The following is a 16,800-nucleotide window of genomic DNA, read 5'->3' as shown; positions in this document are numbered from 1 at the left end:
TCGTGGCTAAAGAAAAATTTGATCGTTCCCTTCCCCACGTTAACGTCGGCACCATCGGCCACGTTGACCACGGTAAGACCACTCTGACTGCAGCTCTGACCCGCGTCTGCTCCGAAGTCTTCGGTTCGGCCGTCGTTGAGTTCGACAAGATCGACTCGGCTCCAGAAGAAAAAGCACGCGGTATCACCATCAACACCGCTCACGTCGAGTACAACTCGAACATTCGTCACTACGCTCACGTTGACTGCCCAGGTCACGCTGACTACGTGAAGAACATGATCACCGGTGCTGCCCAGATGGACGGCGCGATCCTGGTTTGCTCGGCCGCCGATGGTCCGATGCCACAAACCCGTGAGCACATCCTGCTGTCCCGTCAGGTTGGCGTTCCGTACATCGTGGTCTTCCTGAACAAGGCTGACCTGGTAGACGACGCTGAGCTGCTGGAACTGGTCGAGATGGAAGTTCGCGACCTGCTGTCCACCTACGACTTCCCAGGCGACGACACTCCGATCATCATCGGTTCGGCTCGTATGGCTCTGGAAGGCAAAGACGACAACGAAATGGGTACCAGCGCTGTTAAGAAGCTGGTTGAGACTCTGGATGCCTACATCCCTGAGCCAGTTCGTGCCGTTGACCAGCCGTTCCTGATGCCGATCGAAGACGTCTTCTCGATCTCGGGTCGTGGTACCGTTGTTACCGGTCGTATCGAGCGTGGTATCGTCCGCGTTCAGGACGCCCTGGAAATCGTTGGTCTGCGTCCAACCACCACCACCACCTGCACCGGCGTTGAGATGTTCCGCAAGCTGCTGGACGAAGGTCGTGCTGGCGAGAACTGCGGCGTCCTGCTGCGCGGCACCAAGCGTGACGAAGTTGAGCGTGGCCAGGTTCTGGTCAAGCCAGGTTCGGTCAAGCCGCACACCAAGTTCACTGCAGAAGTCTACGTTCTGTCGAAGGAAGAAGGCGGTCGTCACACTCCGTTCTTCAAAGGCTACCGTCCTCAGTTCTACTTCCGTACCACTGACGTGACCGGTAACTGCGAACTGCCGGAAGGCGTTGAAATGGTAATGCCAGGTGACAACATTCAGATGACTGTTACCCTGATCAAGACCATCGCAATGGAAGACGGTCTGCGCTTCGCTATCCGTGAAGGCGGTCGTACCGTCGGCGCCGGCGTCGTAGCCAAAATCATCGAGTAATCACTCGGTCGATTGAAAAAGCCCCCGCTCAGCGGGGGCTTTTTTTATTGGGTTGACACTAAATAGGGGCGTCTATAGAATCACGCCTCCTTTTAACGGGCGTAGTGCGCCCGATGGGAACAGCCTGGAGTCTGAAATCCAATGCAAAATCAGCAAATCCGTATCAGGTTGAAGGCTTTTGACCATCGCCTGATCGACCAATCCACCCAGGAAATCGTGGAAACCGCGAAACGTACTGGTGCACAAGTGCGTGGTCCAATTCCACTGCCAACCCGCAAAGAGCGTTTCACCGTTCTGGTTTCCCCGCACGTCAACAAAGACGCGCGTGACCAGTACGAGATCCGCACTCATAAGCGTGTTCTGGACATCGTCCAGCCAACGGATAAAACCGTTGACGCGCTGATGAAGCTTGACCTTGCGGCAGGCGTGGAAGTACAGATCAGCCTCGGCTAAGACTTCGGTCTGAGTCGTGTAACGCTCTGAAATGGGCGGCCATAGCGGGTGAAAGCCCCGTACACTCATGAGGTTTACAACATGACTATTGGTGTAGTCGGTCGCAAGTGCGGTATGACCCGCATTTTCACCGAAGAAGGTGTCTCCATTCCGGTCACGGTCATCGAGATCGAGCCGAATCGCGTCACCCAGTTCAAAACTGAAGAAACCGATGGCTACCGTGCAGTGCAAGTCACTGTTGGTGAGCGTCGTGCTTCGCGCGTGACCGCCGCTCAGGCAGGTCACTTCGCCAAGGCTAACGTTGCCGCTGGTCGCGGTGTCTGGGAGTTCCGTCTTGAAGAAGGCGATTTCCAGGCTGGCGATCTGATCAAAGCTGAACTCTTCACTGCAGGCCAGCTGGTAGACGTAACCGGTCAGTCCAAAGGTAAAGGCTTCGCCGGTACCATCAAGCGTTGGAACTTCCGTGGTCAAGACAACACCCACGGTAACTCTGTATCGCACCGTGTCCCTGGCTCCATCGGCCAGTGCCAGACTCCTGGTCGTGTATTCAAGGGCAAGAAGATGTCCGGTCACATGGGCGCCGAGCGCGTGACTGTTCAGTCCCTGGAAGTAGTACGCGTAGACGCAGAACGCAACCTGCTGCTGGTCAAGGGTGCCGTTCCAGGCGCTACTGGCGGCGACGTGGTTGTGCGTCCAGCTGTCAAGGCTCGCGGTTAAGGGGAAACTGACATGCAACTTAATGTAAATGACGCTCAGGCGATCGAAGTTTCCGAACTGACTTTCGGTGGCGAATTCAACGAGACGCTGGTACACCAAGCAGTCGTGGCCTACATGGCCGGCGGCCGTCAGGGCACCAAGCAGCAGAAGACCCGTTCCGACGTAGCTGGTGGCGGCAAGCGCCCGTGGCGTCAGAAAGGCACCGGCCGCGCTCGTGCCGGTACCACTCGCGGCCCAATCTGGCGCGGCGGTGGTGTCACCTTCGCAGCTCGTCCGCAGGACCACTCGCAGAAGCTCAACAAGAAGATGTATCGCGCAGCCCTGCGCTCCATCCTCTCCGAGCTGGTACGTAGCGAGCGTCTGGTCGTAGTTCAGGACTTCGCTGTTGAAGCTCCGAAGACCAAAGACCTGCTGAACAAGCTGAACGGCATGGGTCTGAACGACGTACTGATCGTTTCCGACGCTGTTGATCAGAACCTGTACCTGGCTGCTCGTAACCTGCCGCACGTCGACGTACGTGACGTTCAGGGTTCCGATCCGGTCAGTCTGATCGCATACGAGAAAGTGTTGATCACTGTCTCGGCCGTGAAGAAATTCGAGGAGCTGCTGGGATGAACCAGGAACGCGTATTTAAAGTCCTCCTTGGCCCGCACGTTTCCGAGAAGGCTACCGTTCTGGCTGAGAAGAAAGGCCAGTTCGTATTCAAGGTTGCTACTGACGCAACCAAGCTGGAAATCAAGAAAGCTGTCGAAGGCCTGTTCAACGTAAAAGTTGAAAACGTGTCGACTGTTAACGTTCTGGGTAAAACCAAGCGTACCGCACGTGGTCTGGGCAAGCGTAATGACTGGAAGAAGGCGATCGTCTCCCTTCAGCCAGGCCAAGATCTCGATTTCAGCAGCAGTGCTGAGTAAGGAAGGGGTGCATCATGGCAATCGTTAAATGCAAACCGACTTCCCCTGGCCGCCGTTTCGTGGTCAAGGTGGTCAACAAGGAGCTGCACAAAGGCGCTCCTCACGCACCGCTGATCGAGAAGAAATCGAAGTCTGGTGGTCGTAACAACAATGGCCGCATCACCACTCGTCACGTTGGTGGTGGTCATAAGCAGCATTACCGTCTGGTTGACTTCCGTCGCAACGACAAAGATGGCATCCCAGCCACCGTCGAGCGTATCGAATACGACCCGAACCGTACTGCTCACATCGCCCTGCTGTGCTACGCAGACGGCGAGCGTCGCTACATCATCGCCCCTAAAGGCGTTGTTGCTGGCGACCAGCTGATCGCAGGCGCTCTGGCCCCAATCAAGGCCGGTAACTCCCTGCAACTGCGCAACATCCCAGTAGGTAGCACCATTCACGGCATCGAACTGAAGCCGGGCAAAGGTGCTCAGATCGCTCGTTCCGCTGGTGCTTCGGCTCAGCTGATCGCTCGCGAAGGCGCTTACGTGACCCTGCGTCTGCGCTCTGGTGAAATGCGTAAAGTACTGGCTGAGTGCCGTGCGACCCTGGGCGAAGTCTCGAATTCCGAGCACAGCCTGCGTTCGCTGGGTAAAGCTGGTGCCAAACGCTGGCGCGGCGTTCGCCCAACCGTTCGTGGTGTTGCCATGAACCCGGTTGACCACCCACATGGTGGTGGTGAAGGTCGTACCTCCGGTGGTCGTCATCCGGTATCGCCATGGGGCTTCCCGACCAAGGGTGCGAAGACCCGTGGTAATAAGCGTACCGACAATATGATCGTCCGTCGTCGCAAGTAACTAGAGGGATACGACAGTGCCACGTTCTCTGAAAAAAGGTCCTTTTATCGATCTTCACCTTCTGAAGAAGATCGAAGTGGCGGTGGAGAAGAACGATCGCAAGCCAGTTAAAACCTGGTCGCGCCGTTCGATGATCCTGCCACAAATGGTCGGTCTGACCATCGCGGTACATAACGGTCGCCAGCATGTCCCAGTTCTCGTGAACGAAGACATGGTCGGCCACAAACTGGGCGAGTTCGCCGGTACCCGCACCTATCGCGGGCACGTGGCTGACAAGAAAGCCAAGCGTTAAGGGGTAAGGAAATGGAAGTAGCCGCTAAGTTGTCGGGCGCTCGAATCTCCGCCCAGAAAGCCCGCTTGGTCGCCGACCAGATCCGCGGGAAGAAGGTGGGCGAAGCGCTCAACCTGTTGGCCTTCAGCAGCAAAAAAGCCGCTGAAATCATGAAGAAAGTCCTCGAGTCGGCCGTAGCCAACGCCGAACACAACGAAGGCGCAGACGTTGATGACCTGAAGGTCTCCACCGTCTTCGTCAACGAAGGGCGTTCGCTGAAGCGCATCATGCCGCGTGCCAAAGGCCGCGCTGATCGCATCGTCAAGCGGTCTTGCCATATCACTGTCAAGGTTGCGGACAAGTAACGGAGTCGATCAGATGGGTCAGAAAGTACATCCCACTGGCATTCGCCTGGGAATCGTCAAGGAGCACACCTCCGTCTGGTATGCAGACGGCGCTACTTACGCAGATTACCTGTTGAAGGATCTGAAAACGCGTGAGTACCTCCAGGACAAACTAAAAAGCGCGTCCGTAAGCCGTATCGATATTCATCGTCCGGCCCAAACTGCACGCATCACCATCCACACCGCTCGTCCCGGTATCGTTATCGGCAAGAAGGGTGAGGACGTTGAGAAGCTGCGTCAGGACCTGACCAAGCAGATGGGTGTGCCTGTGCACATCAACATCGAAGAGATCCGCAAGCCGGAACTCGACGCAATGCTGGTTGCCCAGAGCGTAGCTCAGCAGCTGGAGCGCCGCGTAATGTTCCGTCGCGCCATGAAGCGCGCCGTTCAGAACGCCATGCGTATTGGTGCCAAGGGCATCAAGATCCAGGTTAGCGGTCGTCTCGGCGGTGCCGAGATCGCTCGTACTGAGTGGTATCGCGAAGGTCGTGTGCCTCTGCACACCCTGCGTGCCGATATCGACTACAACACCTACGAAGCTCACACCACTTACGGTGTGATCGGTGTGAAGGTTTGGATCTTCAAAGGCGAAGTTATTGGTGGTCGCCAGGAAGAGCTGAAGCCTCAAGCACCAGCGCCTCGTAAAAAAGCTGCTAAGTAAGGGGTACGCCAAATGTTGCAACCAAAGCGTACAAAATTCCGTAAGCAGATGACCGGCCACAACCGTGGTCTGGCACTGCGCGGTAGCAAGGTCAGCTTCGGCGAATTCGCCCTGAAGGCTGTTGCTCGCGGTCGTCTCACCGCCCGTCAGATCGAGTCGGCACGTCGTGCCCTGACCCGTCACGTAAAACGTGGCGGCAAGATCTGGATCCGCGTCTTCCCGGACAAACCGGTTACCAAGAAGCCTCTCGAGGTTCGTATGGGTAAAGGTAAGGGTTCCGTGGAATACTGGGTTGCCCAGATTCAGCCAGGCAAAGTCCTGTACGAGATCGAGGGTGTTTCTGAAGAGCTGGCGCGCGAGGCCTTCGCCCTGGCTGCTGCAAAGCTGCCACTCGCCACCTCCTTTGTTAAGCGGACGGTGATGTGATGAAAGCGAATGAACTTCGTGAAAAATCGGCACAGCAACTGAATGAGCAACTGCTCGGCTTGCTGCGCGACCAGTTCAATCTGCGTATGCAGAAGGCAACTGGCCAGTTGGGGCAGTCGCACCTGCTCTCGCAAGTTAAGCGTGACATCGCTCGCGTGAAAACTGTGCTCAACCAGCAGGCAGGTAAGTGATCATGGCTGAAGCTGAAAAAACCGTCCGTACGCTGACTGGCCGTGTCGTCAGCGACAAAATGGACAAGACCATCACCGTTCTGATCGAGCGTCGCGTCAAGCACCCGATCTACGGTAAATACGTTAAGCGTTCGACTAAGCTGCACGCGCACGACGAGACTAACCAGTGCAAGATCGGCGACAAGGTTTCCATTCGTGAAACCCGTCCGCTGGCCAAGACCAAGTCCTGGGCACTGGTTGAAGTCATCGAACGCGCTGTTGAAGTCTAAGGGCGAAGGGTCGGAGAAATTTTATGATTCAGACTCAATCCATGCTCGATGTGGCCGATAACAGCGGCGCTCGTCGCGTCATGTGCATCAAGGTGCTCGGCGGTTCCCACCGCCGTTACGCCGGTATCGGTGACATCATCAAAGTTACCGTCAAGGAAGCAATTCCTCGCGGTAAGGTCAAAAAAGGCCAGGTGATGACTGCCGTTGTCGTTCGTACCCGTCATGGTGTACGTCGCGCTGACGGTTCCATCATTCGTTTCGACGGCAACGCTGCTGTTCTGCTGAACACCAAGCAAGAGCCGATCGGCACTCGCATCTTCGGGCCAGTGACCCGTGAACTTCGTACCGAGAAGTTCATGAAGATCGTCTCGCTCGCCCCTGAAGTGCTCTAAGGAGATCCGACATGCAAAAGATTCGTCGTGACGACGAGATCATCGTGATCGCCGGCAAGGACAAAGGTAAGCGCGGTAAGGTGCTGAAGGTTCTCGCTGACAACCGTCTGGTTGTTGGTGGTGTCAACCTGGTCAAGCGTCATACCAAGCCTAACCCAATGGCGGGCGTCCAGGGCGGTATCGTCGAGAAAGAAGCGCCTCTGCACGCTTCCAACGTTGCCATTTTCAATGGTGAAACCAACAAGGCTGACCGCGTTGGCTTCAAGGTTGAAGACGGCAAGAAAATTCGTGTCTTCAAGTCGACCCAGAAAGCGGTTGATGCTTGAACACTGCTAGGTAGAAGACAATGGCACGACTGAAAGAGATTTACCGGAACGAAATCGCTCCCAAGCTTAAGGAAGAACTTAAGCTGGCGAACGTGATGGAAGTTCCTCGCGTAACCAAGATCACCCTGAACATGGGTCTGGGCGAAGCGGTCGGTGACAAGAAAGTCATCGAGAACGCCGTTGCCGACCTGGAAAAGATCACCGGCCAAAAAGCCGTTGTGACTTTCGCTCGCAAGTCGATTGCGGGCTTCAAGGTTCGTGAAGGTTGGCCGATTGGCGTCAAGGTAACCCTGCGCCGTGATCGTATGTACGAATTCCTGGACCGCCTGCTGGCGATCTCCCTGCCTCGGGTTCGCGACTTCCGCGGCCTGAATGCCAAGTCCTTCGACGGTCGTGGCAACTACAGCATGGGCGTGAAAGAGCAGATCATCTTCCCGGAAATCGACTACGACAAGATCGATGCTCTGCGCGGTCTGGACATCACCCTGACCACCACTGCTCGTACGGATGACGAAGGTCGCGCTCTGCTGCGTGCTTTCAAATTCCCGTTCCGCAACTGATTGGAGTAGGAAAATGGCCAAGAAGAGCATGAAGAACCGCGAGCTGAAGCGTCAGCTCACGGTAGCCAAGTACGCTAAGAAGCGTGCTGAGCTGAAAGCGACCATCGTCAACCTGAACGCCTCTCCTGAAGAGCGTTTCGCTGCCGTAGTCGCTCTGCAGAAGCAGCCACGCGACGCTAGCGCCTCGCGCCTGCGTAACCGTTGCCGCCTGACCGGTCGTCCTCACGGTGTATACCGTAAGTTCGGCCTGGGCCGTAACATGCTGCGTCAAGCTGCAATGCGTGGCGACGTACCGGGTCTGGTCAAGGCCTCCTGGTAATCGCTGCAGGTGTAGAACCGGCGGAAGGGGAGCGATCTTCCGACCGTCGGTAACTTCGCCAACGAACAAGCCCCTTCATGGGGCTTGTTTCGTTTCTGCCTTGTGTCTAGAATGACCGGCTCACCTGAGCCTGGGTTTTTTACCCTGCCCGCTCGGGTGGTTGTGATAGCCGCAAGGCTAATAATTCTTGTATCAGGAGCATCTAGCCCATGAGTATGCAGGACCCGTTAGCGGACATGCTAACTCGCATCCGTAATGCCCAGATGGCTGAAAAGTCCGTCGTAAGCATGCCTTCCTCCACCCTGAAGGTCGCGGTTGCCAAAGTTCTGAAGGACGAAGGTTACATCGCTGGCTACCAGGTAACTGGTGAGGCCAAGCCTTCCCTGTCGATCGAACTGAAGTACTTCGAAGGCCGTCCGGTCATCGAGGAACTGAAGCGCTCCAGCCGTCCAGGCCTGCGCCAGTACAAGTCCGTCGCAGACCTGCCGAAAGTACGTGGCGGCCTGGGCGTGTCTATCGTCTCCACCAACAAAGGTGTGATGACTGATCGCGCTGCGCGCGCTGCCGGTGTCGGCGGCGAAGTTCTGTGCACAGTGTTCTAAGGGGAGATAGGCATGTCTCGCGTCGCTAAGAACCCCGTTAAGCTGCCAGCTGGCGTCGAAGTCAAATTCGCCGGCCAACAGCTTTCGGTTAAGGGTGCCAAAGGCACTCTCGAACTGAACGTTCACTCGTCTGTTGAAGTTACCGAAGAGTCTGGTGAGCTGCGTTTCGCCGCTCGCAACGGTGACCAGCAAGCCCGCGCCATGGCCGGTACCACCCGTGCTCTGGTCAACAACATGGTTCAGGGCGTAAGCCAAGGCTTCGAGCGTAAGCTCCAGCTGATCGGTGTTGGTTACAAAGCACAGGCCAAGGGCTCCGTCCTGAACCTGGCTCTGGGCTTCTCGCACCCAGTGGACTACGAACTGCCAGCCGGCATCACCGCTGAAACTCCCAGCCAGACCGACATCCTGATCAAGGGTATCGACAAGCAGCTGGTTGGTCAGGTGGCCGCTGAAATCCGCGACTTCCGTCCGCCAGAGCCTTACAAAGGCAAGGGTGTGCGTTACGCGGACGAAGTAGTCCGTCGTAAAGAAGCCAAGAAGAAGTAGGGCCTAGCAAATGACCGACAAAAAAGTTACTCGACTGCGTCGCGCTCGCAAAGCACGCCTGAAAATGCACGAGCTCGAAGCCGTGCGTCTCTGCGTGTTCCGCTCCTCGCAGCACATCTACGCCCAGGTCATTTCGGCCGACGGCAGCAAGGTTCTGGCAAGCGCCTCTACCTTGGACAAAGAACTGCGTGATGGCGCCACCGGCAACATCGACGCGGCCACTAAGGTTGGCAAGCTGGTAGCTGAGCGCGCGAAAGCCGCCGGCGTCTCTCAAGTTGCTTTCGACCGTTCTGGCTTCAAGTACCACGGCCGCGTCAAGGCGCTGGCTGATGCTGCTCGTGAAGGCGGGCTGGAGTTCTAAGTTATGGCAAATAACGACCAAAAGCGCGACGAAGGCTACATCGAGAAGCTGGTTCAAGTTAACCGCGTTGCAAAAACCGTCAAAGGCGGCCGTATCTTCACCTTCACCGCGCTGACCGTGGTAGGTGATGGCAAGGGCCGTGTCGGCTTCGGCCGTGGCAAGTCGCGCGAAGTACCTGCTGCGATTCAGAAAGCCATGGAAGCTGCCCGTCGCAACATGATCCAGGTTGACCTGAAGGGCACTACCCTGCAGTACGCCACCAAGGCCGCCCACGGCGCCTCGAAGGTTTACATGCAGCCTGCCTCGGAAGGTACCGGTATCATCGCCGGCGGCGCAATGCGTGCTGTCCTGGAAGTTGCTGGTGTCCAGAACGTTCTGGCCAAGTGCTACGGTTCGACCAACCCAGTGAACGTGGTTTACGCCACCTTCAAGGGTCTGAAAGCCATGCAATCTCCTGAGTCCATTGCTGCCAAGCGCGGCAAGAGCGTTGAGGAGATCATCTGATCATGGCAACCGTAAAAGTAACGCTGATCAAAAGCACCGCCGGCCGCCTGCCTAACCACAAACTGTGCGTTAAGGGTCTGGGTCTGCGTCGCATCGGTCACACTGTAGAAGTCCAAGACACTCCCGAAAACCGCGGGATGATCAACAAGGCTTACTACATGCTGCGCGTCGAGGGTTAATCGATGAAACTCAATGATCTGAGTCCAGCGCCGGGTTCCCGTCGCGAGAAGCATCGTCCGGGTCGTGGTATCGGTAGCGGTTTGGGCAAGACCGGTGGCCGCGGCCACAAAGGTCAAACCTCCCGTTCCGGTGGTTCGATCGCTCCGGGCTTCGAAGGCGGTCAACAGCCGCTGCACCGTCGTCTGCCGAAGTTCGGCTTCGTTTCCCTGAAAGCTATGGATCGCGCTGAAGTGCGTCTGTCCGAGCTGGCCAAGGTGGAAGGCGACGTGATCTCCGTGCAATCCCTGAAGGATGCCAACGTGATCGGCCAGAACGTACAGCGTGTGAAAATCATGCTGTCGGGCGAAGTCACTCGCGCAGTCACCATCAAGGGTATCGCAGCCACCAAGGGTGCGCGTGCGGCTATCGAAGCAGCTGGCGGCAAGTTCGAGGAATAAATGGCTAAGCAAGGTGCTCTCTCTTCGCTCGGTAAGGGCGGGATGTCGGAACTCTGGGCTCGTCTGCGCTTTCTGTTCATGGCGATCATCGTCTATCGAATTGGCGCGCATATCCCGGTGCCTGGCATCAACCCGGACCGTCTGGCGGATCTGTTTCGGCAGAATGAGGGGACCATTCTTAGCTTGTTCAACATGTTTTCCGGTGGTGCGCTGGAGCGCATGAGCATCTTTGCACTGGGGATCATGCCGTACATTTCGGCATCGATCATCATGCAGCTCATGACCGCGGTCAGCCCACAGCTGGAGCAGTTGAAGAAGGAAGGTGAAGCTGGCCGTCGCAAGATCAGCCAGTACACCCGCTACGGCACCGTTATCCTGGCACTGGTTCAAGCCATTGGCATGTCCATCGGCTTGGCCAACCAGGGCGTGGCGTTTTCTGCAGGCCTGAGCTTCTATGTTGTCGCCGTTGCCACCTTCGTGGCCGGCGCGATGTTCATGATGTGGCTGGGCGAGCAGATCACCGAGCGCGGTGTGGGCAACGGTATCTCGATGTTGATCTTCGCAGGTATCGTTGCCGGTCTTCCGAGAGCAATCGGGCAGTCTTTCGAGTCTGCGCGTACAGGCGATATCAACATCTTCGCCCTGGTCGCTATCGGTTTGCTGGCAGTAGCGATTATCGGCTTCGTGGTGTTCATTGAGCGTGGTCAGCGTCGTATCGCCGTTCACTACGCCAAGCGTCAGCAGGGCCGTAAAGTCTTTGCTGCGCAGACTAGCCACTTGCCGCTCAAGGTGAACATGGCGGGGGTTATCCCGGCTATTTTCGCCAGCAGCATTTTGCTGTTCCCGGCTTCGCTGGGTGCCTGGTTCGGTCAGTCCGAAGGTATGGGCTGGCTGCAAGACATCTCGCAGTCGATCGCTCCTGGTCAGCCGTTGAACATTCTGCTGTTTAGTGCAGGGATCATTTTCTTCTGCTTCTTCTACACAGCATTGATGTTCAATCCGAAAGACGTAGCGGAAAACCTGAAGAAGTCCGGTGCCTTTATTCCGGGTATCCGTCCTGGTGAGCAGTCGGCGCGCTATATCGATGGCGTTCTGACTCGTTTGACCATGTTCGGTGCTCTTTACATGATGGCCGTCTGCCTTCTGCCCCAGTTCCTGGTGGTGGCAGCAAACGTGCCGTTCTACCTTGGCGGGACCTCGTTGCTGATTGTGGTAGTGGTTGTGATGGACTTCATGTCCCAAGTACAATCGCACCTCGTTTCGCACCAGTACGAATCCCTGATGAAGAAAGCCAACCTGAAAGGCTACGGTGGCAGCGGCCTGCTGCGCTGATAGTCCCCTAAGGTTCGAGGAGTCGGTAATGAAAGTTCGTGCATCGGTGAAAAAGCTGTGCCGCAACTGCAAGATCATTCGTCGCGAAGGTATCGTGCGCGTGATCTGCAGCGCGGAACCGCGTCACAAGCAGCGCCAAGGCTGAGTGTGATCCGCGCTTCAAACCCAGCAGCTAGTGTGCTGCTGGGTTGATTATTCGTTTCTACAGCGATATTATCTCGCGCCCTATTTCTTGGCTTCCGGGGCGTAGGTAGCTGTCAATTGGAGTCCCACTGAATGGCCCGTATTGCAGGCGTCAACATTCCAGATAACAAGCACACTGTTATCTCGCTGACCTACATCTATGGTGTCGGTCGCACAACTGCACAGAAGATCTGTGCAGACGCTGGTGTAAATCCAGCCGCTAAGATCAAGGATCTGAGCGACGAGCAAATCGAAACCCTGCGTGGCGAAGTCGCGAAGTTCACCACCGAAGGTGACCTGCGCCGTGACATCAACATGAAGATCAAGCGCTTGATGGACCTGGGTTGCTACCGCGGCCTGCGTCATCGTAAAGGTCTGCCGGTTCGCGGTCAGCGCACCAAGACCAACGCACGCACCCGTAAGGGCCCGCGTAAGCCGATCCGCAAGTAATCGCCCAGGAATATAGACATGGCAAAACCTGCTGCTCGTCCTCGTAAGAAAGTCAAAAAGACAGTGGTTGATGGCATCGCCCACATCCATGCGTCTTTCAACAACACCATCGTGACCATCACCGACCGTCAGGGCAACGCACTGTCCTGGGCTACTTCCGGTGGTTCGGGTTTCCGTGGTTCGCGCAAATCCACCCCGTTCGCAGCCCAGATCGCTGCTGAGCGTGCTGGTCAAGCTGCGCTGGAATATGGCCTGAAGAACCTCGACGTCAACGTCAAGGGTCCAGGTCCAGGTCGTGAGTCCGCCGTTCGTGCACTGAACAGCTGCGGCTACAAGATCGCCAGCATCACCGACGTGACGCCAATCCCGCACAACGGGTGCCGTCCGCCGAAGAAGCGTCGCGTGTAATCAGGAGACAGATAAATGGCACGTTACATTGGTCCAAAATGCAAACTGTCTCGTCGTGAAGGCACCGACCTGTTCCTGAAGAGCGGCGTTCGCGCTCTGGAATCGAAGTGCAACATCGAAGCAGCCCCAGGTATCCACGGTCAGCGCCGTGGCCGTCAGTCCGACTACGGTACCCAGCTGCGCGAGAAGCAAAAAGTTCGTCGTATCTACGGTGTACTGGAGCGTCAGTTCCGCGGTTACTACCAGACTGCTGCCTCGAAAAAAGGCGCTACCGGTGAAAACCTGCTGCAACTGCTCGAGTGCCGTCTGGACAACGTTGTCTACCGTATGGGCTTCGGTTCCACTCGTTCGGAATCGCGTCAGCTGGTTTCGCACAAGGCAATCAGCGTCAACGGCAAGACCGTAAACATTCCATCCTACCAAGTTCGTCCGGGTGACGTGGTCGCGGTTCGCGAGAAGTCGCAGAACCAGCTGCGCATTGTTCAAGCCCTTGAACTGTGCGCCCAGCGTGGCCGCGTTGAGTGGGTTGACGTGGATGCTGCCAAGAAGTCGGGCGTTTTCAAGAACGTTCCTGCTCGCAGCGACCTGTCCGCCGACATCAACGAAAACCTGATTGTCGAGCTCTACTCCAAGTAAGGGCTAGAAAATAGGTGCATCCATGCAGATTTCGGTAAATGAGTTCCTGACACCCCGCCACATTGATGTGCAGGTTGTCAGTCCGACCCGCGCCAAGATCACGCTCGAGCCTCTCGAGCGTGGTTTCGGCCATACCCTGGGCAACGCGCTGCGCCGCATCCTGTTGTCCTCCATGCCTGGCTGTGCAGTAGTCGAGGCCGAGATCGATGGCGTACTCCACGAGTACTCCGCGATCGAAGGTGTACAGGAAGATGTCATTGAAATCCTGTTGAACCTCAAAGGCCTGGCTATCAAGCTGCACGGTCGTGACGAAGTTACGCTGACCTTGTCGAAAAAGGGTTCGGGGGTGGTTACCGCTGCCGATATTCAGCTGGATCACGATGTCGAGATCGTCAATCCCGATCACGTAATCGCGAACCTGGCGTCCAACGGCGCCCTGAACATGAAGCTCACCGTAGCTCGTGGTCGCGGTTACGAGCCGGCCGACTCCCGTCAGACTGACGAAGACGAAAGCCGCAGCATCGGCCGTCTGCAGTTGGACGCTTCGTTCAGCCCGGTGCGTCGTATCGCCTATGTGGTCGAGAACGCCCGTGTTGAGCAGCGTACCAACCTGGACAAGCTGGTCATCGATCTGGAAACCAACGGCACCCTGGACCCTGAAGAGGCTATCCGCCGCGCCGCGACCATCCTGCAACAGCAGCTGGCCGCGTTCGTCGACCTCAAAGGTGACAGCGAGCCTGTTGTAGTCGAGCAGGAAGACGAGATCGATCCGATCCTGCTGCGTCCGGTTGACGATCTGGAACTGACCGTACGTTCGGCCAACTGCCTCAAGGCGGAGAACATCTACTACATCGGCGACCTGATTCAGCGTACCGAAGTAGAGCTGTTGAAGACTCCTAACCTGGGCAAGAAGTCCCTGACTGAAATCAAGGACGTCCTGGCCTCTCGTGGTCTGTCTCTCGGCATGCGCCTCGACAACTGGCCGCCTGCAAGTCTTAAGAAAGACGACAAGGCGACCGCCTGATCGTCGTAATCACCGAACGTAGTGTTTGGTAAGGAATGAATCATGCGTCATCGTAAAAGTGGACGTCACCTGAGCCGTACCAGCTCTCACCGCAAGGCTATGTTCCAGAACATGGCAGTGTCGTTGATCGAGCACGAGCTGATCAAAACCACCCTGCCGAAAGCCAAGGAACTGCGCCGCGTTGCCGAGCCGCTGATCACCCTGGCCAAGGAAGACAGCGTCGCCAACCGCCGTCTGGCTTTCGACCGTACCCGTTCGAAAGCTGCCGTTGGCAAGCTGTTCAACGATCTGGGCAAGCGCTACGCCACCCGTCAGGGCGGCTACCTGCGTATCCTGAAGTGCGGTTTCCGCGCTGGCGACAACGCGCCTATGGCGTACGTCGAGCTGGTTGATCGTCCGGTCGGTGGTGCTGTAGAAGCCGCCGAGTAAGACGTCAGTCTGCTACAAGAAACCGGGCCTAGTGCCCGGTTTTTTGTGCTTGCGAGGATTATCAATTTCTATTGATGTGAATCAATCAATGAATTAGTTCTTGTAACCAGGGTTGCCCATACTTGTCAGCACGCCGATCAGCGGCAGCTAAAAACTGATAAGGAGAGCCCATGAGCAAGATTCTCACCACCGCCAGCGGTGCCCCAGTAGCAGACAACCAGAATTCCCGTTCGGCCGGGCCGCGCGGCCCGCTGTTGCTCGATGATTTCCATCTGATCGAGAAACTCGCCCACTTCAACCGGGAGAACATCCCGGAACGCCGTGTACACGCCAAGGGCTCTGGCGCATACGGTACCTTCACTGTCACCCGCGATATCACCCAATACACCAGCGCCAAGCTATTCGAGCGTATCGGCAAGGAAACAGAGACCTTCCTGCGTTTCTCCACCGTAGGCGGAGAGCGCGGCTCTGCAGACACCGAGCGTGATCCGCGTGGCTTTGCAGTGAAGTTCTATACCGAGGAAGGCAATTGGGACATCGTTGGCAACAACACACCTGTATTCTTCATTCGCGATCCGCTGAAATTCCCGGACTTCATCCATACCCAAAAGCGGCACCCGCAGTCCAATTTGAAGAATGCCCAAATGATGTGGGACTTCTGGTCTCATTCGCCGGAGGCGCTGCACCAGGTCACCATTCTGTTCTCTGATCGAGGCATTCCGGATGGCTACCGCCACATGCACGGCTTTGGCAGTCATACCTACAGCCTGATCAACGCCAAGGGCGAGCGCACTTGGGTCAAGTGGCACTTCAAGACCCAGCAAGGCATCAAGAACCTGTCGCCCGTCGAGGCCGCCCGTTTGGCAGGTACAGACCCGGACTACGCTCAGCGTGACCTGTTCGAGGCCATCGAGCGTGGTGATTACCCGCGCTGGACTGTATGCATTCAAGTGATGAGCGAGGCAGAGGCAGCAGCTCGGGAGGAAAACCCCTTTGATGTGACCAAGACTTGGTCGCAGAAGGAATACCCGTTGATCGAAGTTGGTGTGTTGGAGCTCAACCGTAACCCGCTCAACTATTTCGCTGAAGTCGAGCAGGCCGCCTTTGGCCCGAGCAACATGGTCCCAGGTGTGGGCCTCTCGCCGGATCGGATGCTGCAAGGGCGCGTGTTCGCCTATGCCGATGCGCACCGCTATCGCGTTGGCACCAACCATCAGCAGCTGCCAGTCAATGCGCCGCGTTGCCCTGTGCACAGCTACCAGCGCGATGGCGCGATGGCCTTCGGTAACTATGGCAGTGCGCCGAACTACGAGCCCAACAGCTACAGTGATGCGCCCAAACAGTCGTCGCGTCACGCCGAGCCGGCACTGGCCCTGCAGGGCGCCGCTGATCGCTATGATCACCGTGAAGACACGGACTACTACAGTCACGCGGGTGCACTGTTCCGCTTGATGAGTGACGAGCAAAAGGCACTGCTCATCAGCAATATCGCCGGGGCGATGGCGGGGGTTAGCGATGATGTAGTGCAACGTCAGTTGCAGTACTTCTTCAAGGCGGATCCTGCCTATGGCGAGGGCGTTGCAAAGGCTCTGGGCGTCAATCTCGCCTAAGTCGAAGTGATAAGAAGAACCGCCCTCATTTGGGCGGTTTTTCAATGAATATCACTACTGTTTAACCGATTTTTTGCTTCTAATTGCGCCTTTGTCCGTGACCGTAGACAAATCCTGGTTCAAACTATGAGCCATAAGCCGTTTTCACAGGGAGAAGCAGGGC

30 protein-coding genes are annotated in these 16,800 nt (G+C 56.8%); all 30 read left to right on the top strand.

Annotated elements, in window-relative coordinates; genetic code table 11:
• Positions 1-2: 2 nt before the first annotated feature.
• A complete protein-coding gene (gene tuf, locus AB1N67_RS22235) occupies positions 3-1,196 on the top strand; it encodes an elongation factor Tu (RefSeq protein ID WP_099593972.1) in 1,194 nt (397 codons plus the stop codon).
• Between the two features lie 141 nt (positions 1,197-1,337).
• Positions 1,338-1,649, top strand: a complete 312-nt coding sequence (gene rpsJ, locus AB1N67_RS22230; RefSeq protein WP_003186070.1) for a 30S ribosomal protein S10 — start codon at positions 1,338-1,340, stop codon at positions 1,647-1,649.
• 81 nt (positions 1,650-1,730) lie between these two features.
• Entirely contained in the window at positions 1,731-2,366 is a 636-nt protein-coding gene (rplC, locus tag AB1N67_RS22225; protein ID WP_043210317.1) for a 50S ribosomal protein L3, read from the top strand.
• Positions 2,367-2,378: 12 nt separating this feature from the next.
• The gene (rplD, locus tag AB1N67_RS22220) at positions 2,379-2,981 is read left to right on the top strand and encodes a 50S ribosomal protein L4 (RefSeq protein ID WP_043210315.1); all 603 of its coding nucleotides are present in this window, start codon (positions 2,379-2,381) and stop codon (positions 2,979-2,981) included.
• The gene (gene rplW / locus AB1N67_RS22215; protein WP_003255484.1) at positions 2,978-3,277 is read left to right on the top strand and encodes a 50S ribosomal protein L23; all 300 of its coding nucleotides are present in this window, start codon (positions 2,978-2,980) and stop codon (positions 3,275-3,277) included. The genes rplD and rplW overlap by 4 nt, the downstream gene beginning before the upstream one ends.
• A gap of 14 nt (positions 3,278-3,291) precedes the next feature.
• Complete coding sequence (gene rplB, locus AB1N67_RS22210) at positions 3,292-4,116, top strand: 50S ribosomal protein L2 (RefSeq protein WP_043210313.1); 825 nt, start codon at positions 3,292-3,294, stop codon at positions 4,114-4,116.
• A 16-nt stretch (positions 4,117-4,132) separates the two neighbouring features.
• A complete protein-coding gene (gene rpsS, locus AB1N67_RS22205; RefSeq protein WP_010486981.1) occupies positions 4,133-4,408 on the top strand; it encodes a 30S ribosomal protein S19 in 276 nt (91 codons plus the stop codon).
• Positions 4,409-4,419: 11 nt separating this feature from the next.
• Positions 4,420-4,752 (top strand): 50S ribosomal protein L22, encoded by a 333-nt coding sequence (gene rplV, locus AB1N67_RS22200; RefSeq protein WP_003103908.1) that lies wholly within the window; start codon positions 4,420-4,422, stop codon positions 4,750-4,752.
• A gap of 13 nt (positions 4,753-4,765) precedes the next feature.
• A complete protein-coding gene (gene rpsC, locus AB1N67_RS22195; RefSeq protein ID WP_003255481.1) occupies positions 4,766-5,452 on the top strand; it encodes a 30S ribosomal protein S3 in 687 nt (228 codons plus the stop codon).
• Positions 5,453-5,464: 12 nt separating this feature from the next.
• Positions 5,465-5,878 carry a 50S ribosomal protein L16 gene (gene rplP / locus AB1N67_RS22190; RefSeq protein WP_009397508.1) on the top strand — a complete coding sequence of 138 codons (414 nt, stop codon included), beginning with the start codon at positions 5,465-5,467 and terminating at the stop codon, positions 5,876-5,878.
• Positions 5,878-6,069, top strand: a complete 192-nt coding sequence (gene rpmC / locus AB1N67_RS22185; protein ID WP_002555481.1) for a 50S ribosomal protein L29 — start codon at positions 5,878-5,880, stop codon at positions 6,067-6,069. The genes rplP and rpmC overlap by 1 nt, the downstream gene beginning before the upstream one ends.
• A gap of 2 nt (positions 6,070-6,071) precedes the next feature.
• Positions 6,072-6,338 (top strand): 30S ribosomal protein S17, encoded by a 267-nt coding sequence (gene rpsQ, locus AB1N67_RS22180; RefSeq protein WP_043210310.1) that lies wholly within the window; start codon positions 6,072-6,074, stop codon positions 6,336-6,338.
• Between the two features lie 23 nt (positions 6,339-6,361).
• Entirely contained in the window at positions 6,362-6,730 is a 369-nt protein-coding gene (gene rplN / locus AB1N67_RS22175) for a 50S ribosomal protein L14 (RefSeq protein ID WP_008089810.1), read from the top strand.
• An 11-nt stretch (positions 6,731-6,741) separates the two neighbouring features.
• On the top strand, positions 6,742-7,056 hold the full coding sequence (rplX, locus tag AB1N67_RS22170; protein WP_013970637.1) for a 50S ribosomal protein L24: 315 nt from the start codon (positions 6,742-6,744) through the stop codon (positions 7,054-7,056).
• Between the two features lie 20 nt (positions 7,057-7,076).
• The gene (rplE, locus tag AB1N67_RS22165) at positions 7,077-7,616 is read left to right on the top strand and encodes a 50S ribosomal protein L5 (RefSeq protein ID WP_043210306.1); all 540 of its coding nucleotides are present in this window, start codon (positions 7,077-7,079) and stop codon (positions 7,614-7,616) included.
• Positions 7,617-7,629: 13 nt separating this feature from the next.
• Complete coding sequence (gene rpsN, locus AB1N67_RS22160) at positions 7,630-7,935, top strand: 30S ribosomal protein S14 (RefSeq protein ID WP_013970638.1); 306 nt, start codon at positions 7,630-7,632, stop codon at positions 7,933-7,935.
• A gap of 209 nt (positions 7,936-8,144) precedes the next feature.
• A complete protein-coding gene (rpsH, locus tag AB1N67_RS22155; protein ID WP_043210304.1) occupies positions 8,145-8,537 on the top strand; it encodes a 30S ribosomal protein S8 in 393 nt (130 codons plus the stop codon).
• A gap of 12 nt (positions 8,538-8,549) precedes the next feature.
• Positions 8,550-9,083 (top strand): 50S ribosomal protein L6, encoded by a 534-nt coding sequence (rplF, locus tag AB1N67_RS22150; RefSeq protein WP_043210302.1) that lies wholly within the window; start codon positions 8,550-8,552, stop codon positions 9,081-9,083.
• A gap of 10 nt (positions 9,084-9,093) precedes the next feature.
• On the top strand, positions 9,094-9,444 hold the full coding sequence (gene rplR, locus AB1N67_RS22145) for a 50S ribosomal protein L18 (protein ID WP_011531893.1): 351 nt from the start codon (positions 9,094-9,096) through the stop codon (positions 9,442-9,444).
• A 3-nt stretch (positions 9,445-9,447) separates the two neighbouring features.
• The gene (gene rpsE / locus AB1N67_RS22140; RefSeq protein WP_023382626.1) at positions 9,448-9,948 is read left to right on the top strand and encodes a 30S ribosomal protein S5; all 501 of its coding nucleotides are present in this window, start codon (positions 9,448-9,450) and stop codon (positions 9,946-9,948) included.
• 2 nt (positions 9,949-9,950) lie between these two features.
• On the top strand, positions 9,951-10,127 hold the full coding sequence (gene rpmD, locus AB1N67_RS22135) for a 50S ribosomal protein L30 (RefSeq protein WP_009397493.1): 177 nt from the start codon (positions 9,951-9,953) through the stop codon (positions 10,125-10,127).
• Positions 10,128-10,130: 3 nt separating this feature from the next.
• The gene (rplO, locus tag AB1N67_RS22130) at positions 10,131-10,565 is read left to right on the top strand and encodes a 50S ribosomal protein L15 (RefSeq protein ID WP_003257107.1); all 435 of its coding nucleotides are present in this window, start codon (positions 10,131-10,133) and stop codon (positions 10,563-10,565) included.
• Positions 10,566-11,897, top strand: a complete 1,332-nt coding sequence (secY, locus tag AB1N67_RS22125) for a preprotein translocase subunit SecY (protein ID WP_043210294.1) — start codon at positions 10,566-10,568, stop codon at positions 11,895-11,897.
• Between the two features lie 28 nt (positions 11,898-11,925).
• Positions 11,926-12,042 (top strand): 50S ribosomal protein L36, encoded by a 117-nt coding sequence (gene rpmJ, locus AB1N67_RS22120; RefSeq protein ID WP_011531897.1) that lies wholly within the window; start codon positions 11,926-11,928, stop codon positions 12,040-12,042.
• 131 nt (positions 12,043-12,173) lie between these two features.
• Positions 12,174-12,530 (top strand): 30S ribosomal protein S13, encoded by a 357-nt coding sequence (rpsM, locus tag AB1N67_RS22115; protein ID WP_003255457.1) that lies wholly within the window; start codon positions 12,174-12,176, stop codon positions 12,528-12,530.
• A gap of 18 nt (positions 12,531-12,548) precedes the next feature.
• Entirely contained in the window at positions 12,549-12,938 is a 390-nt protein-coding gene (gene rpsK / locus AB1N67_RS22110; RefSeq protein ID WP_003255454.1) for a 30S ribosomal protein S11, read from the top strand.
• Positions 12,939-12,953: 15 nt separating this feature from the next.
• Positions 12,954-13,574: a 30S ribosomal protein S4 gene (gene rpsD, locus AB1N67_RS22105; RefSeq protein ID WP_043210292.1), complete on the top strand. Its 621-nt coding sequence runs from the start codon at positions 12,954-12,956 to the stop codon at positions 13,572-13,574.
• A gap of 22 nt (positions 13,575-13,596) precedes the next feature.
• Positions 13,597-14,598 (top strand): DNA-directed RNA polymerase subunit alpha, encoded by a 1,002-nt coding sequence (gene rpoA, locus AB1N67_RS22100; RefSeq protein WP_003255452.1) that lies wholly within the window; start codon positions 13,597-13,599, stop codon positions 14,596-14,598.
• Positions 14,599-14,640: 42 nt separating this feature from the next.
• Complete coding sequence (gene rplQ, locus AB1N67_RS22095; RefSeq protein ID WP_043210290.1) at positions 14,641-15,027, top strand: 50S ribosomal protein L17; 387 nt, start codon at positions 14,641-14,643, stop codon at positions 15,025-15,027.
• A gap of 170 nt (positions 15,028-15,197) precedes the next feature.
• Positions 15,198-16,637, top strand: coding sequence for a catalase (locus AB1N67_RS22090; RefSeq protein ID WP_043210287.1), 1,440 nt, complete (start codon positions 15,198-15,200; stop codon positions 16,635-16,637).
• Positions 16,638-16,800 lie beyond the last annotated feature (163 nt).

This window comes from Pseudomonas guariconensis, assembly GCF_040822035.1.
Taxonomy (GTDB): Bacteria; Pseudomonadota; Gammaproteobacteria; order Pseudomonadales; family Pseudomonadaceae; genus Aquipseudomonas; species Aquipseudomonas guariconensis.
Note: the sequence above shows the minus strand (reverse complement) of the source record. Positions and strands in the feature narration are given on the sequence as shown.

Excerpts from the sequence above, each read along its gene's own strand:
- rpsJ (WP_003186070.1), top strand. The coding sequence starts at position 1,338 with ATGCAAAATCAGCAAATCCGTATCAGGTTGAAGGCTTTTGACCATCGC.
- rplC (WP_043210317.1), top strand. The coding sequence starts at position 1,731 with ATGACTATTGGTGTAGTCGGTCGCAAGTGCGGTATGACCCGCATTTTC.
- rplD (WP_043210315.1), top strand. The coding sequence starts at position 2,379 with ATGCAACTTAATGTAAATGACGCTCAGGCGATCGAAGTTTCCGAACTG.
- rplW (WP_003255484.1), top strand. The coding sequence starts at position 2,978 with ATGAACCAGGAACGCGTATTTAAAGTCCTCCTTGGCCCGCACGTTTCC.
- rplB (WP_043210313.1), top strand. The coding sequence starts at position 3,292 with ATGGCAATCGTTAAATGCAAACCGACTTCCCCTGGCCGCCGTTTCGTG.
- rplV (WP_003103908.1), top strand. The coding sequence starts at position 4,420 with ATGGAAGTAGCCGCTAAGTTGTCGGGCGCTCGAATCTCCGCCCAGAAA.
- rpsC (WP_003255481.1), top strand. The coding sequence starts at position 4,766 with ATGGGTCAGAAAGTACATCCCACTGGCATTCGCCTGGGAATCGTCAAG.
- rplP (WP_009397508.1), top strand. The coding sequence starts at position 5,465 with ATGTTGCAACCAAAGCGTACAAAATTCCGTAAGCAGATGACCGGCCAC.
- rpmC (WP_002555481.1), top strand. The coding sequence starts at position 5,878 with ATGAAAGCGAATGAACTTCGTGAAAAATCGGCACAGCAACTGAATGAG.
- rpsQ (WP_043210310.1), top strand. The coding sequence starts at position 6,072 with ATGGCTGAAGCTGAAAAAACCGTCCGTACGCTGACTGGCCGTGTCGTC.
- rplN (WP_008089810.1), top strand. The coding sequence starts at position 6,362 with ATGATTCAGACTCAATCCATGCTCGATGTGGCCGATAACAGCGGCGCT.
- rplX (WP_013970637.1), top strand. The coding sequence starts at position 6,742 with ATGCAAAAGATTCGTCGTGACGACGAGATCATCGTGATCGCCGGCAAG.
- rplE (WP_043210306.1), top strand. The coding sequence starts at position 7,077 with ATGGCACGACTGAAAGAGATTTACCGGAACGAAATCGCTCCCAAGCTT.
- rpsN (WP_013970638.1), top strand. The coding sequence starts at position 7,630 with ATGGCCAAGAAGAGCATGAAGAACCGCGAGCTGAAGCGTCAGCTCACG.
- rpsH (WP_043210304.1), top strand. The coding sequence starts at position 8,145 with ATGAGTATGCAGGACCCGTTAGCGGACATGCTAACTCGCATCCGTAAT.
- rplF (WP_043210302.1), top strand. The coding sequence starts at position 8,550 with ATGTCTCGCGTCGCTAAGAACCCCGTTAAGCTGCCAGCTGGCGTCGAA.
- rplR (WP_011531893.1), top strand. The coding sequence starts at position 9,094 with ATGACCGACAAAAAAGTTACTCGACTGCGTCGCGCTCGCAAAGCACGC.
- rpsE (WP_023382626.1), top strand. The coding sequence starts at position 9,448 with ATGGCAAATAACGACCAAAAGCGCGACGAAGGCTACATCGAGAAGCTG.
- rpmD (WP_009397493.1), top strand. The coding sequence starts at position 9,951 with ATGGCAACCGTAAAAGTAACGCTGATCAAAAGCACCGCCGGCCGCCTG.
- rplO (WP_003257107.1), top strand. The coding sequence starts at position 10,131 with ATGAAACTCAATGATCTGAGTCCAGCGCCGGGTTCCCGTCGCGAGAAG.
- secY (WP_043210294.1), top strand. The coding sequence starts at position 10,566 with ATGGCTAAGCAAGGTGCTCTCTCTTCGCTCGGTAAGGGCGGGATGTCG.
- rpmJ (WP_011531897.1), top strand. The coding sequence starts at position 11,926 with ATGAAAGTTCGTGCATCGGTGAAAAAGCTGTGCCGCAACTGCAAGATC.
- rpsM (WP_003255457.1), top strand. The coding sequence starts at position 12,174 with ATGGCCCGTATTGCAGGCGTCAACATTCCAGATAACAAGCACACTGTT.
- rpsK (WP_003255454.1), top strand. The coding sequence starts at position 12,549 with ATGGCAAAACCTGCTGCTCGTCCTCGTAAGAAAGTCAAAAAGACAGTG.
- rpsD (WP_043210292.1), top strand. The coding sequence starts at position 12,954 with ATGGCACGTTACATTGGTCCAAAATGCAAACTGTCTCGTCGTGAAGGC.
- rpoA (WP_003255452.1), top strand. The coding sequence starts at position 13,597 with ATGCAGATTTCGGTAAATGAGTTCCTGACACCCCGCCACATTGATGTG.
- rplQ (WP_043210290.1), top strand. The coding sequence starts at position 14,641 with ATGCGTCATCGTAAAAGTGGACGTCACCTGAGCCGTACCAGCTCTCAC.
- AB1N67_RS22090 (WP_043210287.1), top strand. The coding sequence starts at position 15,198 with ATGAGCAAGATTCTCACCACCGCCAGCGGTGCCCCAGTAGCAGACAAC.